Genomic DNA, 20,172 nt, shown 5'->3' on the forward strand with positions numbered 1-20,172 from the left:
AAATGAAAATCGGTGTTATTATGGGCGGGGTATCGTCTGAAAAACAAGTTTCAATTATGACGGGGAATGAAATGATTGCTCATTTAGATAAAAATAAGTATGAAATAGTTCCAATTACATTAAATGAAAAAGTGGATTTAATTGAAAAAGCGAAAGACATTGATTTTGCGTTGCTCGCGTTACACGGAAAATACGGAGAAGATGGGACAGTTCAAGGAACACTGGAGAGTTTAGGGATTCCTTATAGCGGAAGTAATATGTTATCTAGCAGTATATGTATGGATAAAAATATTTCGAAAAAGATTTTACGTTATGAAGGTGTAGAAACACCAGATTGGATTGAACTTACAAAAATGGAGGATCTAAATCTTGATGAGTTAGATAAGTTAGGATTTCCATTAGTAGTAAAACCAAACTCTGGCGGATCGAGTGTCGGAGTGAAAATCGTTTATAATAAAAATGAATTGATCTCAATGCTAGAAACTGTATTCGAATGGGATTCTGAAGTAGTAATTGAGAAGTATATAAAAGGTGATGAAATTACATGTTCAATTCTGGATGGAAAACAGTTACCTATAGTTTCAATTCGACATGCAGCCGAGTTCTTTGACTACAATGCAAAATATGATGATACTAGTACAGTTGAGGAAGTTATCGAACTTCCAGCAGAAATTAATGAACGTGTAAATAAAGCGTCACTTGCTTGTTATAAAGCATTAAAATGTAGTGTTTATGCAAGAGTTGATATGATGGTGAAGGACGGAATTCCATATGTAATGGAAATTAATACATTACCAGGGATGACACAATCAAGTTTATTGCCAAAAAGTGCAGAAGCGGCGGGAATTAGTTATAGCGAACTATTAGATATGATTATTGAAACATCATTAAAAGTTAGAAAAGAAGAAGGGTTTTAAGGGAATTATATAACTAATTTTTTGACAGTTTCACGAAGTATGCTATGATGAATACATTATAAAAACAAAATATTTATCCACTAGGGGGGCCTTTTATAGGCTGAGATCAAATGTGATTTTGAGACTCTTAGTACCTGATCTGGTTAATGCCAGCGTAGGGAAGTGGGAAAGACGTTGCTATTTAATGAGTAAATAAATACTGTCAATTTCACTTTCTTTACGCCTGTAAAGAAAGTTTTTTTATTTTAAAGCGTTAATAGCTGTGGATAAATATCTATATTTTATATATTATTGGAGGGATTTAAATGACTTTTTCACAATCGTTACGTAAAGAAGTAGATTCAATTTGGGAAGCGAGTTTTAACCATCCTTTTGTAAAAAAACTTGGTGAAGGAACGTTAGATTTAGCTAGTTTTCGTTATTATGTGCTTCAAGATTCATATTATTTGAGCCATTTTGCTAGAGTACAAACTTTAGGAGCTGCGAAAGCTCTTGAATTAGAGACGACAGCTCGTATGGCACATCATGCTCAAAATACATATGAGGCAGAGTTATCTTTACATGAGAATTTTGCTAAAAAGCTAGGGATAACAAAAGAAGAAAAAGATAATTTTATTCCTGCGCCAACTGCATATGCGTATACTTCACATATGTATCGTGCTGGGTATGAAGGGCATTTAGGAGATATCATTGCAGCAATTTTACCTTGCTATTGGTTGTATTATGAAATTGGCGAACGCTTAAAAGAGTGCCAGCCGGAAGAGCCAATTTATAACGAATGGATTTCTGCTTATGGATCTGATTGGTTCCGTACGCTAGTTGAAGAACAAATTACACGTTTAGATACTATCGCTGAAAAAGTAACAGAGGCAGATCGCAAACGTATGAAACAGCATTTTATTATTAGCAGTCAATATGAATATTCATTTTGGGAAATGGCTTATACATTAGAAAAGTGGCCAGTGGATACAGACGTAAAAGACGTAATTGGATAAAGAATAGAAGTAATGTTATAGCTAGGTATGGATCATACCTAGCTATATATTTTTTCTTGTCAAATTTGCGTAAAGTCATTAGTGCTACTGATATGGCGAAATAGAATATCGATAATTTAGCTCATTTACTTGTCTACGCATTAACTGGATAAACTTCTGTCACATTTATTTTACAATCAAAGAACGTAAATGTTGGTGGTATGAAGTTAAATAAGAAAAGAAACCCGAGCTGTTAGCTGTAACGGAGTTGTTTTTTCTTTGCAGGAATTTCTAAATTATCATGGAGTGTTGTTAATACGATATGCAAATATGCATATCGTATTTTTTTGAGTTCTTTATGTGTTAAAATTAGATATAGAGATATGTAAATATAAAGAAGCAAAAGCAGGAATATCCAATGAATTTTGAGAGGTGTTATATGTTTACAAATAAGAAATTAATTCGATTTGGTTTATCGTTGTTTGTATTTTTAGGGATAATTAATTTTACAATCAGCTATTTCCAAACATATCTTGAAACAGCAGCAGATATTAAATGGGTAATTCCAGAAATTTGGAAAACTATTTTGCTAGATGTTCCTCAAGGTATACTTGTTCTTTTAGGCGCAATTGCTTTATATGATTTCACAAAAGAGGCATCACAAAAAGACGCATCAATCTAAGTGTGTCTTTTTTAATTAACAATTTCATAGAGAGCTTTGCTGGAGAAATAGAATGAAAAGCCCTAATTAGGGCTTTTTTTGTTGGAATTTCTTAACCGTCATAAAAACTGGTCACTTGGAGGTGTTATAGCGAAAGCCACTTACAGTACAGAAAAATCTAAGCAGCAGACGGAAATATATAGGATATGGATCATAATTATTGAGAAATTAATTGAACTTAGTAAGTATGAAGATATGACGCTAGAATTCATATTTTTTAATTTTTATTTATCTCGCTATTTGCCGGACAGTAAGCCCCCCACCTCAAAATTCAGCGGAAGCAAAGAAGTTAGGTAGGGGATGAACAAAACCCCACTGATTAAATTTTCACTTTATAAAAATGAGCCCATAGTAAAAATAGGTATATGAACAAGGTGCATCATCTAGTGATAAGTCATACTTTGTTGGTGTACGTATTGAACTTAGTTTATAGCGCTATTTCTACTTAGATGTAACGAACAGGAATATAGGGAAGTATCGATGAGGTTGTATTTTATAAACGGAGGTTATGAAAATGAATCAGTTTCAACAAGAACTACAAGCGTTAAGCCTTAATGATTACCGGTCTGGAAATATTGTCTATTGGGACCAGCAAAACCAATATCCATATTACTATATTGAAGATGCTGCTCGTCGCTGTGGCGGTTGTGGTCGTTGTGGCGGTTGTGGTGGAGGTCGTTGTGGCGGCTTCCGTTGTGGCGGCTTCCGTTGTATTGGTTGCTTCGGTTGTTTTGGTTGCGGAGGCTGTGGCGGCTGTGGCGGCTGTGGTGGTTGCTCTAACTGTTTTGATGGTTTTACTGATACTACCGGTACTATTGTAACGTATGAATATTGATAACAGCTATCTTGCTAGTTGCGGGCAGTAACATCCCCAAAAAAATTCAGCGAGAGCAAAGAGAAGTTAGGTGGCGGACTGCCCATAAAAGCCCGATTGGTGAGAGCTGATTAAAGTTTCACTTTATCAATTAAAAAACATTAGTTATATGTACGTGCCGACAAAGAATATAGCCATTATTAATGGATATATTCAATCATTCAAGTGAAAGAGTAACAATAAGATATATAGATGTAATCAAGATGTGATGGATAAAGCAATGACTAGATTTAAAATCTAATCATTGTTTTTTTCTTATGGTTTTATCATTAAATATCTGTCTAGTTTGGGCATTGCTTCCTTCTAGCTAATGATTTTATTACAACCGTGTAAGGTTAATGTAATGTTAATCGATAGTAAAATAAGTTGCTTAAGTGTATTTTAAATAAGATTAAAAAGTACTGTTTATCTACAAAATAATAGGGTAAATACTATGTAATTAGGAAGTGTATGAATATGGTTGAACTAAAATCTATTTTCCATTCGTATAAACTAAAGAGAAAAATAGCTAAAGATTTATACGGAAAAAGAGATGAATTATCACTGTTATTAAATGAATTTAATAATATGAAATGTACAGTAACATCTGAAAAGAAGAAAAATAATATATTATCTCGTTTGCAACTAATTTATCAAAATATGAAATCGGATAAGCAGTACCCTCTAGCAGTTGCTTTTGATAGTAAATTATTGGAGCGATTAGAAAAAGAATCTGTACATACTATTGAGGATGGTGTAACATGTCTACATTTAATGTTAGATATGAATTATGAGAAGATAAAACAATATGGTTCGGGTACAAGTAGGTCATTCGTTCCATTATCGCAGTCTTCTATTTGTCTTGCTGATTGTATTTGTTTAACAGGATTTGTAGTAGGTTTACTAGGAACAATTTCATTTGGAGGATTACTGTTATCTATATGTTCAATTACATAACGCTTAATATTTGTAAAGAGAGCGCCGATTTAAGGTGTTCTTTTTTAGTTTTTTGTAAATTTTTTGTAAATGATAAGTACAATACATTATATAAATTGTATAATTTAAATGTATTAAAATATAAATATAATGAGGTGCTGTATATGATAATTACTTTTAATTGTTAAAAGAGTCGATTTGATAATGTTTTATTCAGATAAATAGTTTTTACTTTTCTTTTAAATACTTGATTTAAATGGATTAGATTAAGTAACTATTGTTCTAGCTTTTTGATAATCAAGACAACTGAAGAAAGGAAGGAATCATTTTATGAAAAAATTAAGGCTGCTAACATTTGAAAATATAGTAGAACCCCTTTTAAATGAAAAGGTATCATTTATATACTTTCCTATTGAATGGCTGGACATCGTAGAGATACATTATAAGACATTTTTATTAACGAGTAAGTTGAAACGTTTGAATGAAAGATTGTATGATATGTTTTCAGATATATTGTTTATTCAGCATAATCCGTACGTATTAAATGAAAATACACCATGGATTGTATCAAAAGAACCTATTAAACAAGAGCAGCTCGATTATATTTTTCAAAGTTGGTATGAGATTATTCATGATTGGAAGCCAAATAGATTAGTAGAACCACCAAAATATGAATGGCAATCCGATTTGATTTCTAATTTGCCAGTACTACATGATAATGAAACGTATTCTAAGTGGATACCCGCTTTAATCTCACATATTTTTTGTGAGCGTCCTATATATTTAGAAAATACAAATGAAGAAGAATTCTATTTTTCTCCTCTTAGATCACAAAATATTTGTGAGGCGATGTCAGAGCCGATAAAAGATGAAAAAACACAAGATTTTTTCTCCTATGTATATCGATTTCAATGCATAACCCGCGGTGGTGAGAACGCTCCATTATTAAATATTTCAATAGGGATTCGGAGATTTTATCAAGAATATAAGATGATAGGTCAAACAAACCTTGATATGACAACGTTTGTTTGACTTTTTTTGATAAAATGCAAACATTTTGCAAACATAGGTTATCCAAAGATACTTTTACCGAAGTTTTTAACTGCTTCTTCCTGCATATTCGGTAAAACATGAGAATAGACACTTAATGTCATTGAAATATCTGTATGGCCTAATCGCTCACTGATGATTTTAGGGTTAACTCCTTGTTTCAATAGTAGAGTTGCGTGTGTATGTCTTAAATCATGGAATTTAATTTCTTTTATACCTACTTTGTGTGTCATCCTAATGAAACTTTTTCTGAAATGTGCTCTTTTTATTATTCTTCCAAACTCATTACAATTTATTAAATCTTGATCTTGATAAGCAGAGCCAAACCTTAATTTCTCTTTATTAATTAAAAGCTTATGTCTTTTTAAGGATTCTATAGTTTCTTTAGGTACAGGAATGGTACGCTTTGATGAATTTGTTTTTGCTGTTTTTTTGATTTTATTGTCATGGCCAGATGTTTGGTTTATTGTAACGGTGTGCTTTTCAAAATCAACGTCCTGCCATCGTAAGCCTAGAACTTCTCCCATACGCATACCTGTAGTTATTGCAAGTAGATACCCAATGTGATATCGTGATTCTTGTGAATGCAAAAGAAACTTTTTTACTTCTTCCTCTGTCCAAGTCTGGATAGAGGTTCTTTCTTTTTTCGGTATCTCAGCAAAAGCAGCTGGATTTCGAGAAATACTATTTTGTTTTACAGCTAGATTTAAAGCGCTTTTTAATATTCTATGCATAAGCAGAATAGAATTGTTTGCAATACCTTTATCTATCGCAGTTTTATAGCATTTTTGAATGTGCATAACATTTAATTTATGGAGTGTGACCATTCCTATACTAGGTATAACATGTTGGTTGATACATGCCCTATAGACCACAAAGGTACTTCTTTCTATACTCATACTTTTAATTTCTAGCCAATGATTTAGGTATTCCTTTAATGTAACTTTAGATGGCTCTATAAAAGTCCCTTCATTCAACTCCGTAATCTTTTTCGCTACATCTTTTTCAGCTTCTTTTTTTGTATTATAACCAGAGAACCACTTCTGTCTTCTTCTTCCTGTCTCTGGATCAGGACCGATATCAATAACAATACAGTACTTATTTCCTCTTTTTCGAATATGTCCTTTCACTTAAAACACTCCTTCATTTTGTTTTGAATCATGTTGTATAAGTCTAGTTGTAATTTTGCTGCTATGAAAATTACATAGTTGGACATATCAGCGATGGATATATTTTACCATATAAACATGTAGTGGATTATGTATTAACAAATAGATTAAAAAAATAACACTGTGTCGTAATGGAAAAACAACAGTATTTTAATAAGAGCAGGGATAAAGATTTATGAATTGTAAAACTTTTCTTATATATATATAATAATTAATAAATAGATCTAATAAATAAATTAATTAATAGGGAGTGGTTTTTTTTGGATAAAATTAGAATTAAAAATTTGAGATCCTTACAAGATACAGGAAAAATAGAAATGAAACCCATAACAATATTAGTAGGTAAAAATAGTTCTGGTAAAAGTACATTTTTGAGATTTTTCCCATTAATGAAGCAAACTATAGGAACAAGAACGAATGAACCTATTTTATGGTATAGCAGCAGATATGTAGATTTCGGAAGTTTTCAAGAAAGTATTAATTATAAAAATAGAAATGAAACAATAGGTTTTGAATTTGAATTTAGAATACCTAATTTCGGAGTCGATGTTAAACTTAATGAAATTTATTCACGATTATTGCTACTTAGTGATGATAATAAGAGAACATTTCTGAAAAAGTCTGCCAAAAAAGATTTTTCTATAAGTATTGGAATAGAGTGCGAAAAGGAATTTATAAAAAGTATAAATATTGTTTTTGAAGATCATGTAATATTTTTAGAGTTTGAAAATAAGGATACACTTGCCAATTTAATAATAAATAATAAGGTTTATACTAATAAAAATTACATACCACTTTATTCAAATAATGCTTCAGATATGTTACCAAGGATTTATTTAAAAGAGATGACAGAAGATAACAATTTTAAGGCGTTCAACCAAGTTACAGATTATTTTTCGGATAAGTTATTTGCGATTTTAAAAAGTTTATCCTCTCATAACACAAAGGATGAAACAATAAAGCAGCTAATGCAAAAAATTACTGTGGGAAATTCAGAAGAAATATTTAATAGTTTAACAAGATCAAATACAAATCCTAAAAAACTTTCAAATAAAATTAAGAATATGAAAATGGAAGATGGAATTTTTGAAGAAGTAAAGAATTCTGTAATTGGAATAAGTTTAAATGAAATTATTTCTTCATGTAATGAATATTTCGAAAAAAATTTTTCATCAATAAATTATATTGCTCCACTAAGGGCTAGTGCTGAAAGGTATTATAGAATACAAGGGCTATCGGTAGATGAAATTGATCCTCAAGGTACAAATATTCCTATGATGATACATAATATGAGTGGAAAAGAGAGATTTAGATTCACTTCTTGGACAAAGGAAAATTTTGATTTTGAAATTGTTACGGCTTTGGAGGGTGGACATACTTCATTAAAGTTAATATATAATAATTCAGAAGAAATAAATTTAGCAGATACGGGATTTGGTTATTCACAGTTACTTCCAATATTGCTTGTTATGTGGCAAGCTATCAATGATAATAATAGTTATAATTATAAAATGGAAACTTCATTGCATACTATTGTTATTGAACAACCAGAATTACATTTACATCCGGCTTTACAGGCTAAATTAATGGATACTTTTATACAAATTATTATGAAATCCCAAGAAATGGATGTTAATATTAAATTTATTATCGAGACACATAGTGAGGCAATGTTAAATAGAATTGGATATTTAATTGCTACAAAAAAATATAATTTTTATAACGATTTGGTGAATATCCTTATATTTAATAAGAAAGACACCTATGAAACAGAACTTACTCCTACTGGTTATGATGAAAAAGGACGTTTACTTAGCTGGCCAATAGGTTTCTTTAGCCCGGAGGATTTCTAATGCTAATTAAGATAGATGATACAGTAAGTGAATTTATTAAGAACAATAAAGATAGATTAAAAAGAGATAGCAATGAAATTAAAGCTTTGAATAATATTGCGAAAGCCTTACAGGAAGGCTATCATATAGTTTCAGGTTCTTATGATGTACTGGGGACTTTAGCTAAACTTGATTGTTTAGAGTGGAATGCGCAGCGTACATATGAGATATTGTCCCAAAGATTTACATTCTATCTATCCTATGAAGAGTATTGTTGTAGCTATATACTTGTTAAGAGTAATAGTTTTGGTTTTTATAGGAATGATAAAGAACCCAATAAGATTATTTATGAGGTACCTTTAAATGAATTTGTAAAGTTTGATAAATTATTTCCGACTAGGTTGCTTTCCGAGGACTATAGTGATTGTGAATTTTATGAAAAAATTGCTGAAAAATATATATCAGAAAATAGAGAGGAAATAAATGTTAGGTTGAAATTTGATCCAATATCTGGCGGGGGATCACAATCCTATGTAGTTTATAATCGTGAAATAGATAAGGGGTCAAAAATATTAGCCATTTGCGATAATGATAAGTCTTATCCCGAGGATAAAGAAGGAGAGACTTCAATTCAGCTAAAAAAAATATATGAAAAAAATAAAAAAGAATCCATTATTGAATTACATGAATTAAGTGTAAGAGAAAAAGAAAATTTGATACCACCTTCTATGTATAAGATGTGTTGTAATAATAGTGGGAATGATGTTTTAGAAAAACTAGAACAAATAGAGAAATTAGATGAACATCAATCAAAACTAATGTTTATTGATATAAAAGAAGGAATAGTGGCTAAAAATTTGAAAGACGAGGGTTTTAAAGAATATTATAGTGAATTATTTGAAGTAGTTGATTTAATTTCTTGTTCTTTAGATGAAGTGTATAAAAGGGACGAAGATGATCTATTGATGATGGGGATAGGAAGAAAGTTAGATGCTTTTATAAGGGATGTTTTTGATGGTGGATTAGAAGAAAATTTAGAAGAGAAAAAAAAGCTTATGCAAACTGTGGGAATCCCAGATTATGTAATAAAGAAATTAGAAGATGATATTTCAAAAAAGCAAAATCTAATTGAAAGTTTACCTGATTATCTAAAGAGTGAATGGAAGGATTTATGTCATAAAATTATATCGTGGGGATGTTGTGAACAGCCTCTTGCCTAATTTCAGAGATTTAATAATCTATTTTAGTTTATTGGAAAATTATCCTCCTTTTCATCATAAAAGATGAAAAGGAGGATAATAGAAGCAATCAATTTTGTGAAATTTTATCAAGATAAAATTATATATTCATAGTTTAAAACAAAAAAGAGCGAATTTGCTCTTTTTTATTATATGTTCTGTCAACAAGGTTGAGAAAATATTTCTCAACCTTGTTTTACAATCGTCACAATGAAAATTCCGAATCTTGTGATAAACTGATTTTAAGAAATCAAACGGAACAAAAAAGACCCATAGTGTGTGTAAATATGCTGGGAACACGTTTACACCGTTTAGCCCTAATTGAAGTAGGGAAAACATTTGCCATGAGCCTTTCGTTTACGAGTTTTCGTAACGTATACGGCTAGTTATAACACAGCTTTTTGATGTAATTCAGCATTAAGGTGCGTGTTCATGATAGGGAAGTGTGTCTTGTTCCAATAAGGGGGACAAAGCATGTGGAAAGCTCTAGGTCAAATTGAAAAAGAATTATGCGTAGCTGGTATAAGAAAAAATAAACTAGCAGATCATTGGGGTGTTAAGCCAAGTACTGTTACAAAAGTATTTAAAGGTAACACAGATATTAGTTTTGGTTTTCTTTCTAAAACAATTATTCTATTAAATAAAGGCATACAGGTACAAGGGAATATATTAAAGGATTATATTGATGTCACAAATCCGAAATCAGAGAATTTACGTGAAGCGATGGAGGACTTAGCTTTAAGAGGTAAGTTCAATCTTTTGATTGAAGTAATAAATAGTGAATTACAGTCTAAGGTGTCTGAAAATAAAGAATTTGCTAGTGTGTATCTGATTATTTATAAACGATATATCGGTGAGTTGAATGCCAAACTATATTATAAAGCGTTGCATATAGCAAGTAAATCAGTGAAAACAATTGAGATGGAATTGTTAACTGAAATTTTATTATGTCAAGCGCAATATCAAACAGGAAATTATACGACTTTAAATGAGCGTCTGAAATCAATAGAAACTAAAATTGATAAAATTAGTAATAAATATCTTCGTGAGTGCTTCAAATTACGTTACAGAGAAGCGATTGCTGTTACTTCATTGCAAGGAGGAGAAGTAGATGAAGCAAGAAACGTTTGTATTAAATTAATAGATGATCTTGAGTGGGATAACTATTTTTCTTTTCCAAAAGTAAATGCGTACTTAAAGCTAGGTGAATCGTATGTTTTCTCAGTAGGTGAATATGAGAACTCAAAATATTACCTAGAGAAAACATTACAAGTGATTGGTGATAGAAAAGTTGAAGCTGTAGAGAAGAAGAAAGAAATGGTGCAACATACATTATCATTTTTAAAGATTCACCATGACAAAGAAATTAGTGATACAGATGTTGTACATCCAAGTGAGCTGGCATATTTAATGATTAAACAAGGTAATACAATAGGAGCGAGGGAAATATTAAATCAAATAAAAAGTTCTACAGGTGAATTAACAGACATACAGACCGCTTATTTAGCTTTAACATATGAGGGAGCTAAAAGAGAAGAGTTAATGAAACAATCTCTTCTAATGTGTCAAAAATCAGGAAATATATTTTATTCGAATTTACCGAAAATTCACTTGGGTTTAATTTGAATATTTGTTATAATTAGCATCGGAAAGAGGTGATTAGATGAAAAAATTAATTACAATTATTCCTGTACTATTATTAGCAATTACACTAGTTGTTAACACTGATTCTGCGAAAGAAAAGCCTAGTACAAATGACTCAAAACCAGTAGTTCAGCAAATGATGGTTGATCCTGGTGGCGGTTGGTAAGATACAAAATATAGGTTTACATATATAAATTTAAAATGACATCGTCTTAATTGACGGTGTCATTTGTAGTTTTAAGTAAGATTTCCTTTTTAGGTTTATGAACAAAAAAGAAATTTATGTAAAAAAATAACAAAAATGATAAGGGGATAAGAGAAGATGAAAAGTAAAGATGGGGAAGTTAATCTGATAAAAAAAGCGCTTTTACTTCTGCAAGAAGAAGATAACCCAAAAGAAATATTATTATCTATCTGTTTAAGTGGACATGAAAGAGACAAAGTAATTTAAAAAAGACTATCTAATTTTTTCGGATAGTCTTTTTTCATTAAATATTCCCTTTAGCTTTTTCGTAACTCACAAACATTTCTAGTTGTTCTAATGCTTTTTTTCGTTGTTCTTCAGGTAGATCATTTATGATTTGAAGAATTTCTTGAGCTTCTTTTGTAAGTTGTAGATCTTGGTCTGCTGTTAAATCTGGCGAATCAGATAACCCAAGTAGATAATCAGTAGTAACATTTAAATGATTAGCTATTTTTTGAAGTGTACGTGTACCTGGTGATTTTTTTCCTTCAACGTAGTTATAAACAGAAACATGACTAACACCAATTGCATCAGCTAATTGTTGTTGAGTAATCCCTCTTTTTTCAATTAACAACTTTAACCTTTGATGACTAAACATAATTAAAACACCCCAAGTTTATTTTATCTATTTTATATGAAGTTATTTCTTCTTTATCACTGTTATAGTGTGACACACGGCACTTTGCTACACTGTCATTATATATTAACTATCAGTTAAGTGGAAAGGTAAAGTTTTTGAAAAAATTTTTATAAAACACTTGAACTTAACTTAAGGTTAAGTTAATATGTAATTAACAACAAAAACGGAAGAGAGGAGTTGCATATGAAAACTCTAAAACAGCTACGTGTAGAACAAGGATATACATGTAAGGAAGTAGCTGAGGCCGTTGGTATTACGGAAGTGTACTATTGGTACATAGAAAACGGCAAACGCCGTCCTTATTATGACTTAATTGTAAAAATTGCTGATTTCTTAAAAGTGAAACTAGAAGCAATTAAAATTTTTTGCCCTTGACTTAACTTATAGTTAAGTCAAGGTTGGTTAAGTTAAATAGAAGGGAGCAAAACAAAATGGGATTAGATCAAATCATTAAAGAGTCAATCCGTGAAGTTGTTCGTGAAGAAATCAGATCAGCATTAGCTGATTTACATCAACAATCACAACCAAACAAAGTAATGCGAGTAAAAGAAGCGGCAGCTTACCTTAACATCGCGGTTTGTAGAATGTATGAGTTGGCAAGTCATCCGAAGTTTCCGGTTATACGAGAAGGGCGCAAATTACTCTTCTTACAAAAAGATTTGGAAGCATGGCTAGAAGCCCAAAAGGAGGAACCAAACGTTGGTTGAAAGTACATTCAGCCTTTTGGTTACAGCGGTGCTTATCGTTTCATTCGTGGGTGGAGTAGCGCTATTAGATACATTTGAAAAGCTTATCAACGAGAACGAACAGCTAAAGCAAGAAAATGAACAGTTACGAAAGGAGAAAACAGTATGAGCATAACAGCACCAGTTTTACAAAAGGACATGCAAAAGAAACAGGTGTTAGATGAGTTCTTAAAATATTGTAATCAAATGCAAATCGAAGCATTAAAGCAACAGGATCCAATTGCACTTTGTACATGGATTAAGGAAGCAAGGTTAGCTAGACGAGAACTTGCAGCACTGTATCGAGCGAAAGAAAAGCACGATGTGGAACGTGAAAAGGATCGTAAAAACATCTTAGGAATTATCCGAGGGTTAAGAAGTCAGGGCGTTGATGCAAGTGTGGTAGAAAGAGCACATTGCATTACTCTTTGCGAGGAGGTGATTTAAATGGAAATGAACAACAAAACCAAAGTAATTCCAGCCTCTGCGGTAACAGAGACTGTTGTAGAAGTGAAAATTCTATTAAATAATAAGCAAATTTGTGAATCTAACGTTGTACTTCAACTTGACCAGAAATAGTAGCACTATATCGTTCATGCATATGTTTTCTTAAGTTATCTTCGTAAGCTTTTGTCGCTTCTTTTATAACCATTTCTAGACTGCTCTCTGGAGTTAAATCATTATACTGGCGCGATTGTTCATGGACGTATTTTAAAACACGGTCAACAATTTCATGATGAGATAGTTTGAAAATATCATCTAAATCAACGCGAATATTTATAGTATTTGGTTTCATACAAACACCTCCTTTCGTCTAACTAATTCGACAGAAAGGAGGAAAATCCTACATTAAAGGAGGTGAGCACGATGCTAGATAACCCGATGGCGATGCACAACAGCTACGGTAAAGCAGATCCGCAAGAACAGATGATAGACTATCCAGTTGAAGATGCATTAGGTAATGAAATTCTGCCAGGTGATGAGTTTTTAATCGCACCAGATGGCGAAGTGGTCCTAAAGGATAACATCATGGATTACATGATTACGCAGCTTGGATTTGAGAAGAAAACCGCAAGGGAATAAGAGGTGGTTATGACATGAAAGAAACCTGGAAGTCTGTAACAGGTTACGAGGGGCATTACGAAATCTCAAGCACAGGAAATGTAAAGTCAATCAAGTTCAAAAAAGAGAAGTACCGCAAGCAATTTTGTAGTCAAGGCTATAAAAAGGTGCAATTGCATCTTAATGGGAAAGCTCAAAAATTCTATGTTCACAGATTGGTTGCAGAAGCTTTTATTGAAAATCCAGGTGGAAAAAGCCACGTGAATCATAAGGACGGAAATAGAAGTAATAACACAATTTCCAATTTGGAATGGGTTACAAATTCAGAGAACATGAAGCATGCTTATAAGTATTTATTGCCGAAAGATTATGCGAAAGATCTAAAGTCAAAGACATCCAAACCTGTCGAGCAAATAGATCAACATACGCTTCAAGTACTTAGGAAATTTAAATCAACAAAGGCTGCAGCGAGATTTATCGGTATCAGCCCTGTTCACATAGCGAATGTATGTAAAAGGAAGGGAAGAACATCCAAAGGCTTTATTTGGAGATATGCATGAAAAAGACCACCTGTAGCAGCAGGAGGTCCCTTTAAAAAGATAAGTTAGGGCTAGTATATCACAGAAAGCGAGTGAATAGAACATGCAAGCAAAAGTATTGGTAAATACACTCAATATGGACCACGATCAGTGGTTGCAAGCACGTACACAAGGTATTGGCGGCTCAGATGTTTCTGCAATAGCAGGTTTAAATAAATGGAAATCAGCAGTGCAAGTATTCCTTGAAAAAACACAAGCGATTGAAAAGGAAGATATACAAAGTGAAGCTGCATACTTCGGCAACGTTTTAGAAGAAGTAGTGGCAAAAGAATTTGCAAAACGCACAGATTTAAAGGTTCAACGCAGAAATGCCATTCTTCAACACCCTGAATATCCGTGGATGTTAGCAAACGTAGACCGTTTAATTGTCGGTGAAAGAGTTGGACTTGAATGCAAAACGTCGTCGGAATATTTTAAAAAAGAGTGGGAAGACGAAGAAGTTCCAGCGGCTTATCTATTGCAATGTCAACATTATATGGCTGTAACGGGCTATGAAGCATGGTGGATTGCAGTATTAATCGGCGGTAATAAATTCGTTCATAAAAAAATCGAGCGTGACGAGGAACTAATCCAGTACCTTATCGATATCGAAAAAGATTTTTGGCTCAACAATGTTGAGAAGAACGAGCCACCTATGTTTGATGGTTCGGATGCATCAACAGAACTATTAAAATACTTATATCCAGAATCTATTGCAGATAGCTTTGTAAGTTTAGGCAAGCAAGAAGAACTTCTCATTGAAGCGCGTGATCAAGTGGATCGAGAAATTAAAGTCCTGCAAGAACAAAAGGCAGAGTATGAAAACAAAATCAAAGCAAAGCTCGGTACCAATGAAGTTGGTGGAACGGAGAACTACAAAGTTTATTGGAAGTCATATATAACAAATCGTTTTGATAGCAAGCGATTTAAAGCAGATCATCCTGATTTGTATGAGCAGTATGTTAAAGAATCTAAATCAAGAAAATTCACGGTTAAATAAGGGGAGGAAACTGATATGAAGCTATTTGTTCAATCCACAGTATTTAATAAAGAGTTAGTTGGTAAAGCGATTTTGATTGAAGGTCGTGATGTTGATGGAGATAAGTGGGATGACATTTATCTTGTAAATAGCGTGGAAGCTAAGAACTTAATTTTAGTGAATTTACTCGGGAGAAAGTGTTCTTTGCACATGGAAAACTTTGAAGGGGAACATGGTATGAAGTTAACGGTCTTGACGAAAGGGGTTAAAAACTAATGGCAACTAACAAAGATGTAAAAAATCAATTAGCAAATCGTAAGGCAAGCGCACCTGTAACACCTGAACAAACAGTGGAAGCGTATATGAAAAAAATGGCTCCACGTTTTGCAGAAGTATTACCAAAGCATATGAGCATGGATCGCATGAGCCGAATTGCATTAACAACGATTCGCACAAATCCAAAGTTGCTTGAATGCAAAGTACCATCGCTTATGGGAGCTGTTATGCAAGCCGTACAGTTAGGGCTTGAACCTGGGTTACTAGGACATTGCTACATCTTGCCATACAAGAGTGAAGCGACTTTCATTATCGGATATAAAGGCATGATTGATTTAGCCAGACGTTCTGGCCACATTCAAAGCATCTATGCACATGCGGTGTATGAAAATGATGAGTTTGAATACGAGTTAGGCTTACATCCTCAACTGAAGCACAAACCTTCATTTGGTGATCGTGGTGAGTTTATTGGAGCGTATGCAGTCGCTCATTTCAAGGATGGCGGACACCAAATGGAATTTATGCCGAAGAGTGAAATTGAAAAGCGCCGTCAACGTTCTGCAGCGGCGAATTCAAGTTATAGTCCATGGGCAAGTGACTATGATGAAATGGCGAAGAAAACAGTGGTCCGTTACATGTTTAAATATTTACCAATCAGCATCGAAGTTCAGTCACAAGCGCAGCATGACGAAGTGGTTCGTAAAGATATCACGGAAGAACCAGAATTTATTGAAGCTGATCCAATTGAAGCGGAACAGTCAGCTGAAGGAGACGGACAAGGTAATTTCGTGATTGAAGGTGAGTAACATGTCCAAAGTGCTACTCTCTCGCAAATTGTGGGAGAGAGCACAGTCAAAAGATGATTTGAAGCAGTCGATTGCACGTTATATACAAACTGGTTATCCAGGTTATCGAATAGAGAAAGTCATTAAGGCAAATGAGTCTTACATCGCGATTTGCACAAGGGGGTAGACGGCATGAGCAATGCTGTATCTGAAATTGGAGGTTTGAACCTAAAAGGAAATGTGGTAGATCATGAATGGTTTACTCGTATCACTTTCAGTAATGGGAAACCACATATTGTAGCCATTATGGTTTTAAGCGAAATAGTTTACTGGTATAGACCCACAGTTATACGTGATGAAATAAACGGAAAAGTCACTTATAAGAAAAAATTCAAGGCTGATAAATTACAAAAGAATTATCAACAGTTGGCTGATACTTTTGGATTTACAAAGCTACAAGTAAAAAGAGCATGTGATTTACTAACGGATATGTTTCTTATAAAAATTGAATTTCGTACTATCCATGTAGATGGAAAGGTTTTAAATAATGTGATGTTTGTTGAACCAGTAGCATCAGAAATTAAAAAGTTATCTACTATGTATCAACAAGTAAATGAAGACCCTGGTGACTTAGAAGTAAACACCCTCCTTACTTCAAAGTCACCACCCTCCTTACTTCAAAGTAATGACCCACCTAACTTAGAAGTAAGGACAAATACAGAGACTACTACAGAGATTACTACAAATATAGATGATGATAACCAGCATCCATTAATTGATCCACAGTTTAAAAATAGCTTAGAACACTTAATGAAAAGTAACATTCCATTAAGCGTAATCGCAGAGCAGGAGTTAGGAGAGTTTTGTGATTTGTTTGGTAGTGAATTAGTAAATAGAGCGGTTGATAAAGCTATCGATGAAAATGCTCCAAGGTGGGCGTACATTCGAAAGATTTTAATGAACTGGCAAAAAAGCAACGTGAAAACATTGGCAGATGTAATCAAGCTTGATGAGGATTATAAAAATCAAAGAGGTGGTGTAGAGAATGCAACACGTAGGGGACGCGCTGGCAAAGGTTTTAGTACGGGCAGAAGCTATGAGGAAGAAATTGCAAGCAGAGAACGCAATAGACCCAACTACATCAAACGAGTATAGATGTTTAAAATGTCAGGATTCAGAAGTGATTTTTTACGAAGAAGTTAATCAATTCGGTATGAGAGTGTCTATGCAAAAAGATTGTGAATGCAAAGCGCAACGAGTATTAGAGCGTAGGTTAAAAAACGCAATGATTCCCGAAGAATTTACAAATGCCCGTTTTGATTCTTACAAGCGGGAAACAGAGCAACAAAAGCTTCTTTACAAAACGATGGTGGAGTATCTGCATTACTTTCAACAAATCAAAGGGACAAAACAAAATAGTTTAGGTTTTGTTGCAACATTTGGTGAGTTACGAATTAAGCAATTAGAGCTAGCAAAGCGAGCGCAAGCAAAGAGAGAACATAACAGTTTTGGACTTGGTAAAACGCATCTTCAAGTAGCTGCAGCAAAGTATCTTATGAATCAAGGATATAGCATGCTGCTAATATCAGACGGAACTTTTATGGATGATCTCATTGCAGCCAAGATGATGAATGATGATAAAAAAGAATTTAATCGCCTGATGGATCATGCAAAAAAAGTAGAGGTTCTCATTTGGGATGATTTAGGGAAATCAAAATGGTCAGAAGCAAAAGAGAATCTCTACTATCAAATTATTGATTATCGGTATCGACATAATATGCCTATTTTATACAGTTCTAATGAAGATAATGAAACATTAGGAGAAAAAATTGGTTTTGCAGCAAATAGTCGATTACAAGGCATGAGCAAGCATTACATCGTCGAAATTGAAGGCGAAGATTATCGTGAAAAGGAGTGAAGAAAATGTGCATGACATGCAGTAACACTGGCGTAGTTCATAAAGAAATTTATCCTGGGATGATAAAGGTTGAGGGTTGTAATTGTGAGGTAGCAAAGCTGCGGGAAGCCTCATACCAAGAACATTGGGATGCTTGGATACAAAAATTTGAAGGATGGAAAAGGGGGTTACTGCATGAGCAACGTGTCGGTTGAGAAAAAGCGTGAGTTTATGCAATTTGTTTTAAATCATATCTTGCCCAGAAGACACGAGGGCTTTCCATTTATCTACACATTTCATAAACATTTAAGGTTTGTAACTAGAATCCACTTTGTTGAAAATGCAAAGAAGTATCCGTATGGAATTGAAATTTCAGCACATTTTGCAGAAGGCAAACTGTTCGCGTTTTATAAACCGAATTTAACTGTCACAGATGGGATGTCAGTATATCATCATTTCAATGCCAACGATACACCAATTTACATTCAAATCAATTTTAAAGGTAAATACAAGGAACCTTTATACATGGAAGTACTTGAAGATGATGAGTGCTCACTTGAAACGCATATCGACGGAGAAGATCATGATGAAATTGAAAAGTTAATAAAATACCAACTCATTAATCATGCACTAGACACAAGAAATAAAGAACTGTTCCATCAGTTGATTGCAAATTAAGGGGGAGGTGAAAAGATGGTGGTTCTTTACAAATTCAAACTCACTACCATTTTCGAACAATGGCCGAATGAAGAATATGTGGTAGCGGAAACTGAAGGAAAGGCAAGATTTCTGTACTGGCAAAAGTTCAGAACAAAGCTTCTAACGATGCCAATGGCTGAATTCATGAAGTTTGTAAAGTGTGAGAACGAAGGGGTTTTTGATATCAAGCGGATGTACAGCACAGAACAAGCGTTTAAGAAAATGCAAAACTTTAGAAACCTACATTTTGCTTACATGGGTATGTGAGTAAACGTAGCTGGCATGTGGGGTAGGATCGTTGGGAACTGGAAAACTAATCTGTTTGTTTTGTTCGATGGAGAAATTGAAAAGCACAACTGCCATCCTTATTGGGAAATTGCTTACTACGATGATGAGGGCAATGTGGTTCGAAATTATCAGAAGGGAGAGTATGCGGTATAAGTAAAAAAGGACGAGCAGTCGTACCTGCCGTCCTTTATAGGAGAAAAATTATTCTGGATTAGAACTACGAATAACCAGAAAACGCGCTTTAAAACAGTGTTGTCAAAGATGTAATAATCTATGCAACAAAAACGCTTAGTCGGAATTCAAAACACCAAATGGCTTGCATTGGCAACAGGCTCAAAAGTAGTATATGTAAAATGAAAAATTCCATACAAAAAGCAGACAACATTTTCGGTTGTCTGCCAGTGAGTCGAATGAGTTAGCTAATTGTGATAAATTGCATTCCCATTACGAGAAGAGTGAAGCTGCTAGTTCAAACAGCTTGTTGGTATTATTTTCGATATTTTTAAAAATATACAGTAAGAATTAGAAAAGTTATGAACCAATCTGCCTCTTACTGTAAAAGAAGGAAGTACCAGCCGTGGATTAAGCGGCTTGAAAATAGTATGTATTGATTTTTGAAAAATATTCAAGGGGTGAAGAAACATGGAATGTGCACAAAATGCTGT

The 20,172-nt window shown here is 33.4% G+C and carries 30 protein-coding genes, 1 pseudogene and 1 riboswitch; of the genes and pseudogenes, 28 read left to right on the forward strand and 3 right to left on the reverse strand.

Annotated features, from left to right (window positions below):
- Window positions 1–2: 2 nt before the first annotated feature.
- From AC22L0_RS08915 to AC22L0_RS08945, 7 genes and pseudogenes are all read left to right on the forward strand, one after another.
- Complete coding sequence (locus tag AC22L0_RS08915; RefSeq protein ID WP_002063153.1) at window positions 3–917, forward strand: D-alanine--D-alanine ligase; 915 nt, start codon at window positions 3–5, stop codon at window positions 915–917.
- Window positions 918–989: 72 nt separating this feature from the next.
- Window positions 990–1,095: riboswitch (TPP riboswitch) on the forward strand.
- 127 nt (window positions 1,096–1,222) lie between these two features.
- Window positions 1,223–1,912 (forward strand): thiaminase II, encoded by a 690-nt coding sequence (gene tenA, locus AC22L0_RS08920; RefSeq protein ID WP_000144519.1) that lies wholly within the window; start codon window positions 1,223–1,225, stop codon window positions 1,910–1,912.
- A gap of 397 nt (window positions 1,913–2,309) precedes the next feature.
- Window positions 2,310–2,573, forward strand: a complete 264-nt coding sequence (locus tag AC22L0_RS08925) for a DUF3937 domain-containing protein (RefSeq protein WP_002082716.1) — start codon at window positions 2,310–2,312, stop codon at window positions 2,571–2,573.
- A 553-nt stretch (window positions 2,574–3,126) separates the two neighbouring features.
- On the forward strand, window positions 3,127–3,447 hold the full coding sequence (locus AC22L0_RS08930) for a heterocycloanthracin/sonorensin family bacteriocin (protein ID WP_001071364.1): 321 nt from the start codon (window positions 3,127–3,129) through the stop codon (window positions 3,445–3,447).
- A 145-nt stretch (window positions 3,448–3,592) separates the two neighbouring features.
- Window positions 3,593–3,727 (forward strand): annotated as a pseudogene (locus AC22L0_RS08935) (site-specific integrase); the annotation flags it as partial.
- Between the two features lie 209 nt (window positions 3,728–3,936).
- Window positions 3,937–4,422: a hypothetical protein gene (locus AC22L0_RS08940; protein WP_002063155.1), complete on the forward strand. Its 486-nt coding sequence runs from the start codon at window positions 3,937–3,939 to the stop codon at window positions 4,420–4,422.
- A gap of 309 nt (window positions 4,423–4,731) precedes the next feature.
- Complete coding sequence (locus AC22L0_RS08945; RefSeq protein ID WP_000736195.1) at window positions 4,732–5,433, forward strand: pPIWI_RE module domain-containing protein; 702 nt, start codon at window positions 4,732–4,734, stop codon at window positions 5,431–5,433.
- Window positions 5,434–5,471: 38 nt separating this feature from the next.
- Here AC22L0_RS08945 and AC22L0_RS08950 read toward each other — a convergent pair whose 3' ends face one another.
- Window positions 5,472–6,581 (reverse strand): site-specific integrase, encoded by a 1,110-nt coding sequence (locus AC22L0_RS08950; protein ID WP_487272201.1) that lies wholly within the window; start codon window positions 6,579–6,581, stop codon window positions 5,472–5,474.
- Between the two features lie 299 nt (window positions 6,582–6,880).
- On the opposite strand from AC22L0_RS08950, the gene AC22L0_RS08955 reads away from it, so the two are divergent.
- The 5 genes from AC22L0_RS08955 (at window position 6,881) to AC22L0_RS08975 (ending at window position 11,785) form a co-directional block, all read left to right on the forward strand.
- A complete protein-coding gene (locus AC22L0_RS08955) occupies window positions 6,881–8,473 on the forward strand; it encodes an AAA family ATPase (protein ID WP_487272202.1) in 1,593 nt (530 codons plus the stop codon).
- A complete protein-coding gene (locus tag AC22L0_RS08960) occupies window positions 8,473–9,672 on the forward strand; it encodes a hypothetical protein (protein ID WP_487272203.1) in 1,200 nt (399 codons plus the stop codon). The genes AC22L0_RS08955 and AC22L0_RS08960 overlap by 1 nt, the downstream gene beginning before the upstream one ends.
- Before the next feature lie 492 nt (window positions 9,673–10,164).
- Window positions 10,165–11,316: an AimR family lysis-lysogeny pheromone receptor gene (locus AC22L0_RS08965; protein WP_000265304.1), complete on the forward strand. Its 1,152-nt coding sequence runs from the start codon at window positions 10,165–10,167 to the stop codon at window positions 11,314–11,316.
- 37 nt (window positions 11,317–11,353) lie between these two features.
- Window positions 11,354–11,500, forward strand: coding sequence for a hypothetical protein (locus AC22L0_RS08970; protein ID WP_000733986.1), 147 nt, complete (start codon window positions 11,354–11,356; stop codon window positions 11,498–11,500).
- A gap of 156 nt (window positions 11,501–11,656) precedes the next feature.
- On the forward strand, window positions 11,657–11,785 hold the full coding sequence (locus AC22L0_RS08975) for a hypothetical protein (protein ID WP_000836758.1): 129 nt from the start codon (window positions 11,657–11,659) through the stop codon (window positions 11,783–11,785).
- A 37-nt stretch (window positions 11,786–11,822) separates the two neighbouring features.
- Here AC22L0_RS08975 and AC22L0_RS08980 read toward each other — a convergent pair whose 3' ends face one another.
- The gene (locus tag AC22L0_RS08980) at window positions 11,823–12,176 is read right to left on the reverse strand and encodes a helix-turn-helix domain-containing protein (protein ID WP_000491346.1); all 354 of its coding nucleotides are present in this window, start codon (window positions 12,174–12,176) and stop codon (window positions 11,823–11,825) included.
- A 225-nt stretch (window positions 12,177–12,401) separates the two neighbouring features.
- On the opposite strand from AC22L0_RS08980, the gene AC22L0_RS08985 reads away from it, so the two are divergent.
- The 5 genes from AC22L0_RS08985 to AC22L0_RS09005 are packed head-to-tail and all read left to right on the forward strand — an operon-like array spanning window position 12,402 to window position 13,522.
- Window positions 12,402–12,593: a helix-turn-helix domain-containing protein gene (locus AC22L0_RS08985; protein WP_000854267.1), complete on the forward strand. Its 192-nt coding sequence runs from the start codon at window positions 12,402–12,404 to the stop codon at window positions 12,591–12,593.
- A gap of 56 nt (window positions 12,594–12,649) precedes the next feature.
- Window positions 12,650–12,925, forward strand: coding sequence for a helix-turn-helix domain-containing protein (locus tag AC22L0_RS08990; protein ID WP_000522035.1), 276 nt, complete (start codon window positions 12,650–12,652; stop codon window positions 12,923–12,925).
- Window positions 12,918–13,073: a hypothetical protein gene (locus AC22L0_RS08995; RefSeq protein ID WP_487272204.1), complete on the forward strand. Its 156-nt coding sequence runs from the start codon at window positions 12,918–12,920 to the stop codon at window positions 13,071–13,073. Before AC22L0_RS08990 ends, AC22L0_RS08995 begins: the two co-directional genes overlap by 8 nt.
- A complete protein-coding gene (locus tag AC22L0_RS09000) occupies window positions 13,070–13,390 on the forward strand; it encodes a hypothetical protein (protein ID WP_487272205.1) in 321 nt (106 codons plus the stop codon). The genes AC22L0_RS08995 and AC22L0_RS09000 overlap by 4 nt, the downstream gene beginning before the upstream one ends.
- Window positions 13,391–13,522 carry a hypothetical protein gene (locus tag AC22L0_RS09005; protein ID WP_487272206.1) on the forward strand — a complete coding sequence of 44 codons (132 nt, stop codon included), beginning with the start codon at window positions 13,391–13,393 and terminating at the stop codon, window positions 13,520–13,522.
- On the opposite strand, the gene AC22L0_RS09010 is transcribed toward AC22L0_RS09005, so the two are convergent.
- Window positions 13,491–13,739: a hypothetical protein gene (locus AC22L0_RS09010; protein WP_000804095.1), complete on the reverse strand. Its 249-nt coding sequence runs from the start codon at window positions 13,737–13,739 to the stop codon at window positions 13,491–13,493. The genes AC22L0_RS09005 and AC22L0_RS09010 overlap by 32 nt on opposite strands.
- 71 nt (window positions 13,740–13,810) lie before the next feature.
- On the opposite strand from AC22L0_RS09010, the gene AC22L0_RS09015 reads away from it, so the two are divergent.
- The 11 genes from AC22L0_RS09015 to AC22L0_RS09065 all read left to right on the forward strand — a co-directional run bounded on the left by AC22L0_RS09015 (window position 13,811) and on the right by AC22L0_RS09065 (window position 19,486).
- On the forward strand, window positions 13,811–14,026 hold the full coding sequence (locus AC22L0_RS09015; RefSeq protein ID WP_487272208.1) for a YqaI family protein: 216 nt from the start codon (window positions 13,811–13,813) through the stop codon (window positions 14,024–14,026).
- Between the two features lie 14 nt (window positions 14,027–14,040).
- On the forward strand, window positions 14,041–14,565 hold the full coding sequence (locus AC22L0_RS09020) for an HNH endonuclease (RefSeq protein ID WP_487272209.1): 525 nt from the start codon (window positions 14,041–14,043) through the stop codon (window positions 14,563–14,565).
- A gap of 82 nt (window positions 14,566–14,647) precedes the next feature.
- Complete coding sequence (locus AC22L0_RS09025; RefSeq protein ID WP_487272210.1) at window positions 14,648–15,583, forward strand: YqaJ viral recombinase family nuclease; 936 nt, start codon at window positions 14,648–14,650, stop codon at window positions 15,581–15,583.
- Window positions 15,584–15,598: 15 nt separating this feature from the next.
- Window positions 15,599–15,838, forward strand: coding sequence for a hypothetical protein (locus tag AC22L0_RS09030; RefSeq protein ID WP_487272211.1), 240 nt, complete (start codon window positions 15,599–15,601; stop codon window positions 15,836–15,838).
- Window positions 15,838–16,644 carry a recombination protein RecT gene (gene recT / locus AC22L0_RS09035; protein ID WP_487272212.1) on the forward strand — a complete coding sequence of 269 codons (807 nt, stop codon included), beginning with the start codon at window positions 15,838–15,840 and terminating at the stop codon, window positions 16,642–16,644. The genes AC22L0_RS09030 and recT overlap by 1 nt, the downstream gene beginning before the upstream one ends.
- Before the next feature lies 1 nt (window position 16,645).
- On the forward strand, window positions 16,646–16,810 hold the full coding sequence (locus AC22L0_RS09040; RefSeq protein ID WP_487272213.1) for a hypothetical protein: 165 nt from the start codon (window positions 16,646–16,648) through the stop codon (window positions 16,808–16,810).
- Window positions 16,811–16,815: 5 nt separating this feature from the next.
- Window positions 16,816–17,778, forward strand: coding sequence for a DnaD domain-containing protein (locus AC22L0_RS09045; RefSeq protein ID WP_487272214.1), 963 nt, complete (start codon window positions 16,816–16,818; stop codon window positions 17,776–17,778).
- Window positions 17,779–17,848: 70 nt separating this feature from the next.
- Complete coding sequence (locus tag AC22L0_RS09050) at window positions 17,849–18,541, forward strand: ATP-binding protein (RefSeq protein WP_487272279.1); 693 nt, start codon at window positions 17,849–17,851, stop codon at window positions 18,539–18,541.
- 5 nt (window positions 18,542–18,546) lie between these two features.
- Window positions 18,547–18,735, forward strand: coding sequence for a hypothetical protein (locus tag AC22L0_RS09055; protein ID WP_325854132.1), 189 nt, complete (start codon window positions 18,547–18,549; stop codon window positions 18,733–18,735).
- The gene (locus AC22L0_RS09060; protein WP_487272216.1) at window positions 18,716–19,198 is read left to right on the forward strand and encodes a YpiB family protein; all 483 of its coding nucleotides are present in this window, start codon (window positions 18,716–18,718) and stop codon (window positions 19,196–19,198) included. The genes AC22L0_RS09055 and AC22L0_RS09060 overlap by 20 nt, the downstream gene beginning before the upstream one ends.
- 15 nt (window positions 19,199–19,213) lie before the next feature.
- Window positions 19,214–19,486, forward strand: a complete 273-nt coding sequence (locus AC22L0_RS09065) for a hypothetical protein (protein ID WP_487272217.1) — start codon at window positions 19,214–19,216, stop codon at window positions 19,484–19,486.
- Window positions 19,487–20,172: the final 686 nt, after the last annotated feature.

It is taken from the genome of Bacillus sp. LQ01 (assembly GCF_057624735.1).

Bases quoted from the DNA above. Each gene is read 5' to 3' on its own strand.
- AC22L0_RS08915 (WP_002063153.1), top strand. From the start codon at position 3: ATGAAAATCGGTGTTATTATGGGCGGGGTATCGTCTGAAAAACAAGTT.
- tenA (WP_000144519.1), top strand. From the start codon at position 1,223: ATGACTTTTTCACAATCGTTACGTAAAGAAGTAGATTCAATTTGGGAA.
- AC22L0_RS08925 (WP_002082716.1), top strand. From the start codon at position 2,310: ATGAATTTTGAGAGGTGTTATATGTTTACAAATAAGAAATTAATTCGA.
- AC22L0_RS08930 (WP_001071364.1), top strand. From the start codon at position 3,127: ATGAATCAGTTTCAACAAGAACTACAAGCGTTAAGCCTTAATGATTAC.
- AC22L0_RS08940 (WP_002063155.1), top strand. From the start codon at position 3,937: ATGAATATGGTTGAACTAAAATCTATTTTCCATTCGTATAAACTAAAG.
- AC22L0_RS08945 (WP_000736195.1), top strand. From the start codon at position 4,732: ATGAAAAAATTAAGGCTGCTAACATTTGAAAATATAGTAGAACCCCTT.
- AC22L0_RS08960 (WP_487272203.1), top strand. From the start codon at position 8,473: ATGCTAATTAAGATAGATGATACAGTAAGTGAATTTATTAAGAACAAT.
- AC22L0_RS08965 (WP_000265304.1), top strand. From the start codon at position 10,165: ATGTGGAAAGCTCTAGGTCAAATTGAAAAAGAATTATGCGTAGCTGGT.
- AC22L0_RS08970 (WP_000733986.1), top strand. From the start codon at position 11,354: ATGAAAAAATTAATTACAATTATTCCTGTACTATTATTAGCAATTACA.
- AC22L0_RS08975 (WP_000836758.1), top strand. From the start codon at position 11,657: ATGAAAAGTAAAGATGGGGAAGTTAATCTGATAAAAAAAGCGCTTTTA.
- AC22L0_RS08980 (WP_000491346.1), bottom strand. From the start codon at position 12,176: ATGTTTAGTCATCAAAGGTTAAAGTTGTTAATTGAAAAAAGAGGGATT.
- AC22L0_RS08985 (WP_000854267.1), top strand. From the start codon at position 12,402: ATGAAAACTCTAAAACAGCTACGTGTAGAACAAGGATATACATGTAAG.
- AC22L0_RS08990 (WP_000522035.1), top strand. From the start codon at position 12,650: ATGGGATTAGATCAAATCATTAAAGAGTCAATCCGTGAAGTTGTTCGT.
- AC22L0_RS09000 (WP_487272205.1), top strand. From the start codon at position 13,070: ATGAGCATAACAGCACCAGTTTTACAAAAGGACATGCAAAAGAAACAG.
- AC22L0_RS09005 (WP_487272206.1), top strand. From the start codon at position 13,391: ATGGAAATGAACAACAAAACCAAAGTAATTCCAGCCTCTGCGGTAACA.
- AC22L0_RS09010 (WP_000804095.1), bottom strand. From the start codon at position 13,739: ATGAAACCAAATACTATAAATATTCGCGTTGATTTAGATGATATTTTC.
- AC22L0_RS09015 (WP_487272208.1), top strand. From the start codon at position 13,811: ATGCTAGATAACCCGATGGCGATGCACAACAGCTACGGTAAAGCAGAT.
- AC22L0_RS09020 (WP_487272209.1), top strand. From the start codon at position 14,041: ATGAAAGAAACCTGGAAGTCTGTAACAGGTTACGAGGGGCATTACGAA.
- AC22L0_RS09025 (WP_487272210.1), top strand. From the start codon at position 14,648: ATGCAAGCAAAAGTATTGGTAAATACACTCAATATGGACCACGATCAG.
- AC22L0_RS09030 (WP_487272211.1), top strand. From the start codon at position 15,599: ATGAAGCTATTTGTTCAATCCACAGTATTTAATAAAGAGTTAGTTGGT.
- recT (WP_487272212.1), top strand. From the start codon at position 15,838: ATGGCAACTAACAAAGATGTAAAAAATCAATTAGCAAATCGTAAGGCA.
- AC22L0_RS09040 (WP_487272213.1), top strand. From the start codon at position 16,646: ATGTCCAAAGTGCTACTCTCTCGCAAATTGTGGGAGAGAGCACAGTCA.
- AC22L0_RS09045 (WP_487272214.1), top strand. From the start codon at position 16,816: ATGAGCAATGCTGTATCTGAAATTGGAGGTTTGAACCTAAAAGGAAAT.
- AC22L0_RS09050 (WP_487272279.1), top strand. From the start codon at position 17,849: ATGCAAAAAGATTGTGAATGCAAAGCGCAACGAGTATTAGAGCGTAGG.
- AC22L0_RS09055 (WP_325854132.1), top strand. From the start codon at position 18,547: ATGTGCATGACATGCAGTAACACTGGCGTAGTTCATAAAGAAATTTAT.
- AC22L0_RS09060 (WP_487272216.1), top strand. From the start codon at position 18,716: ATGAGCAACGTGTCGGTTGAGAAAAAGCGTGAGTTTATGCAATTTGTT.
- AC22L0_RS09065 (WP_487272217.1), top strand. From the start codon at position 19,214: ATGGTGGTTCTTTACAAATTCAAACTCACTACCATTTTCGAACAATGG.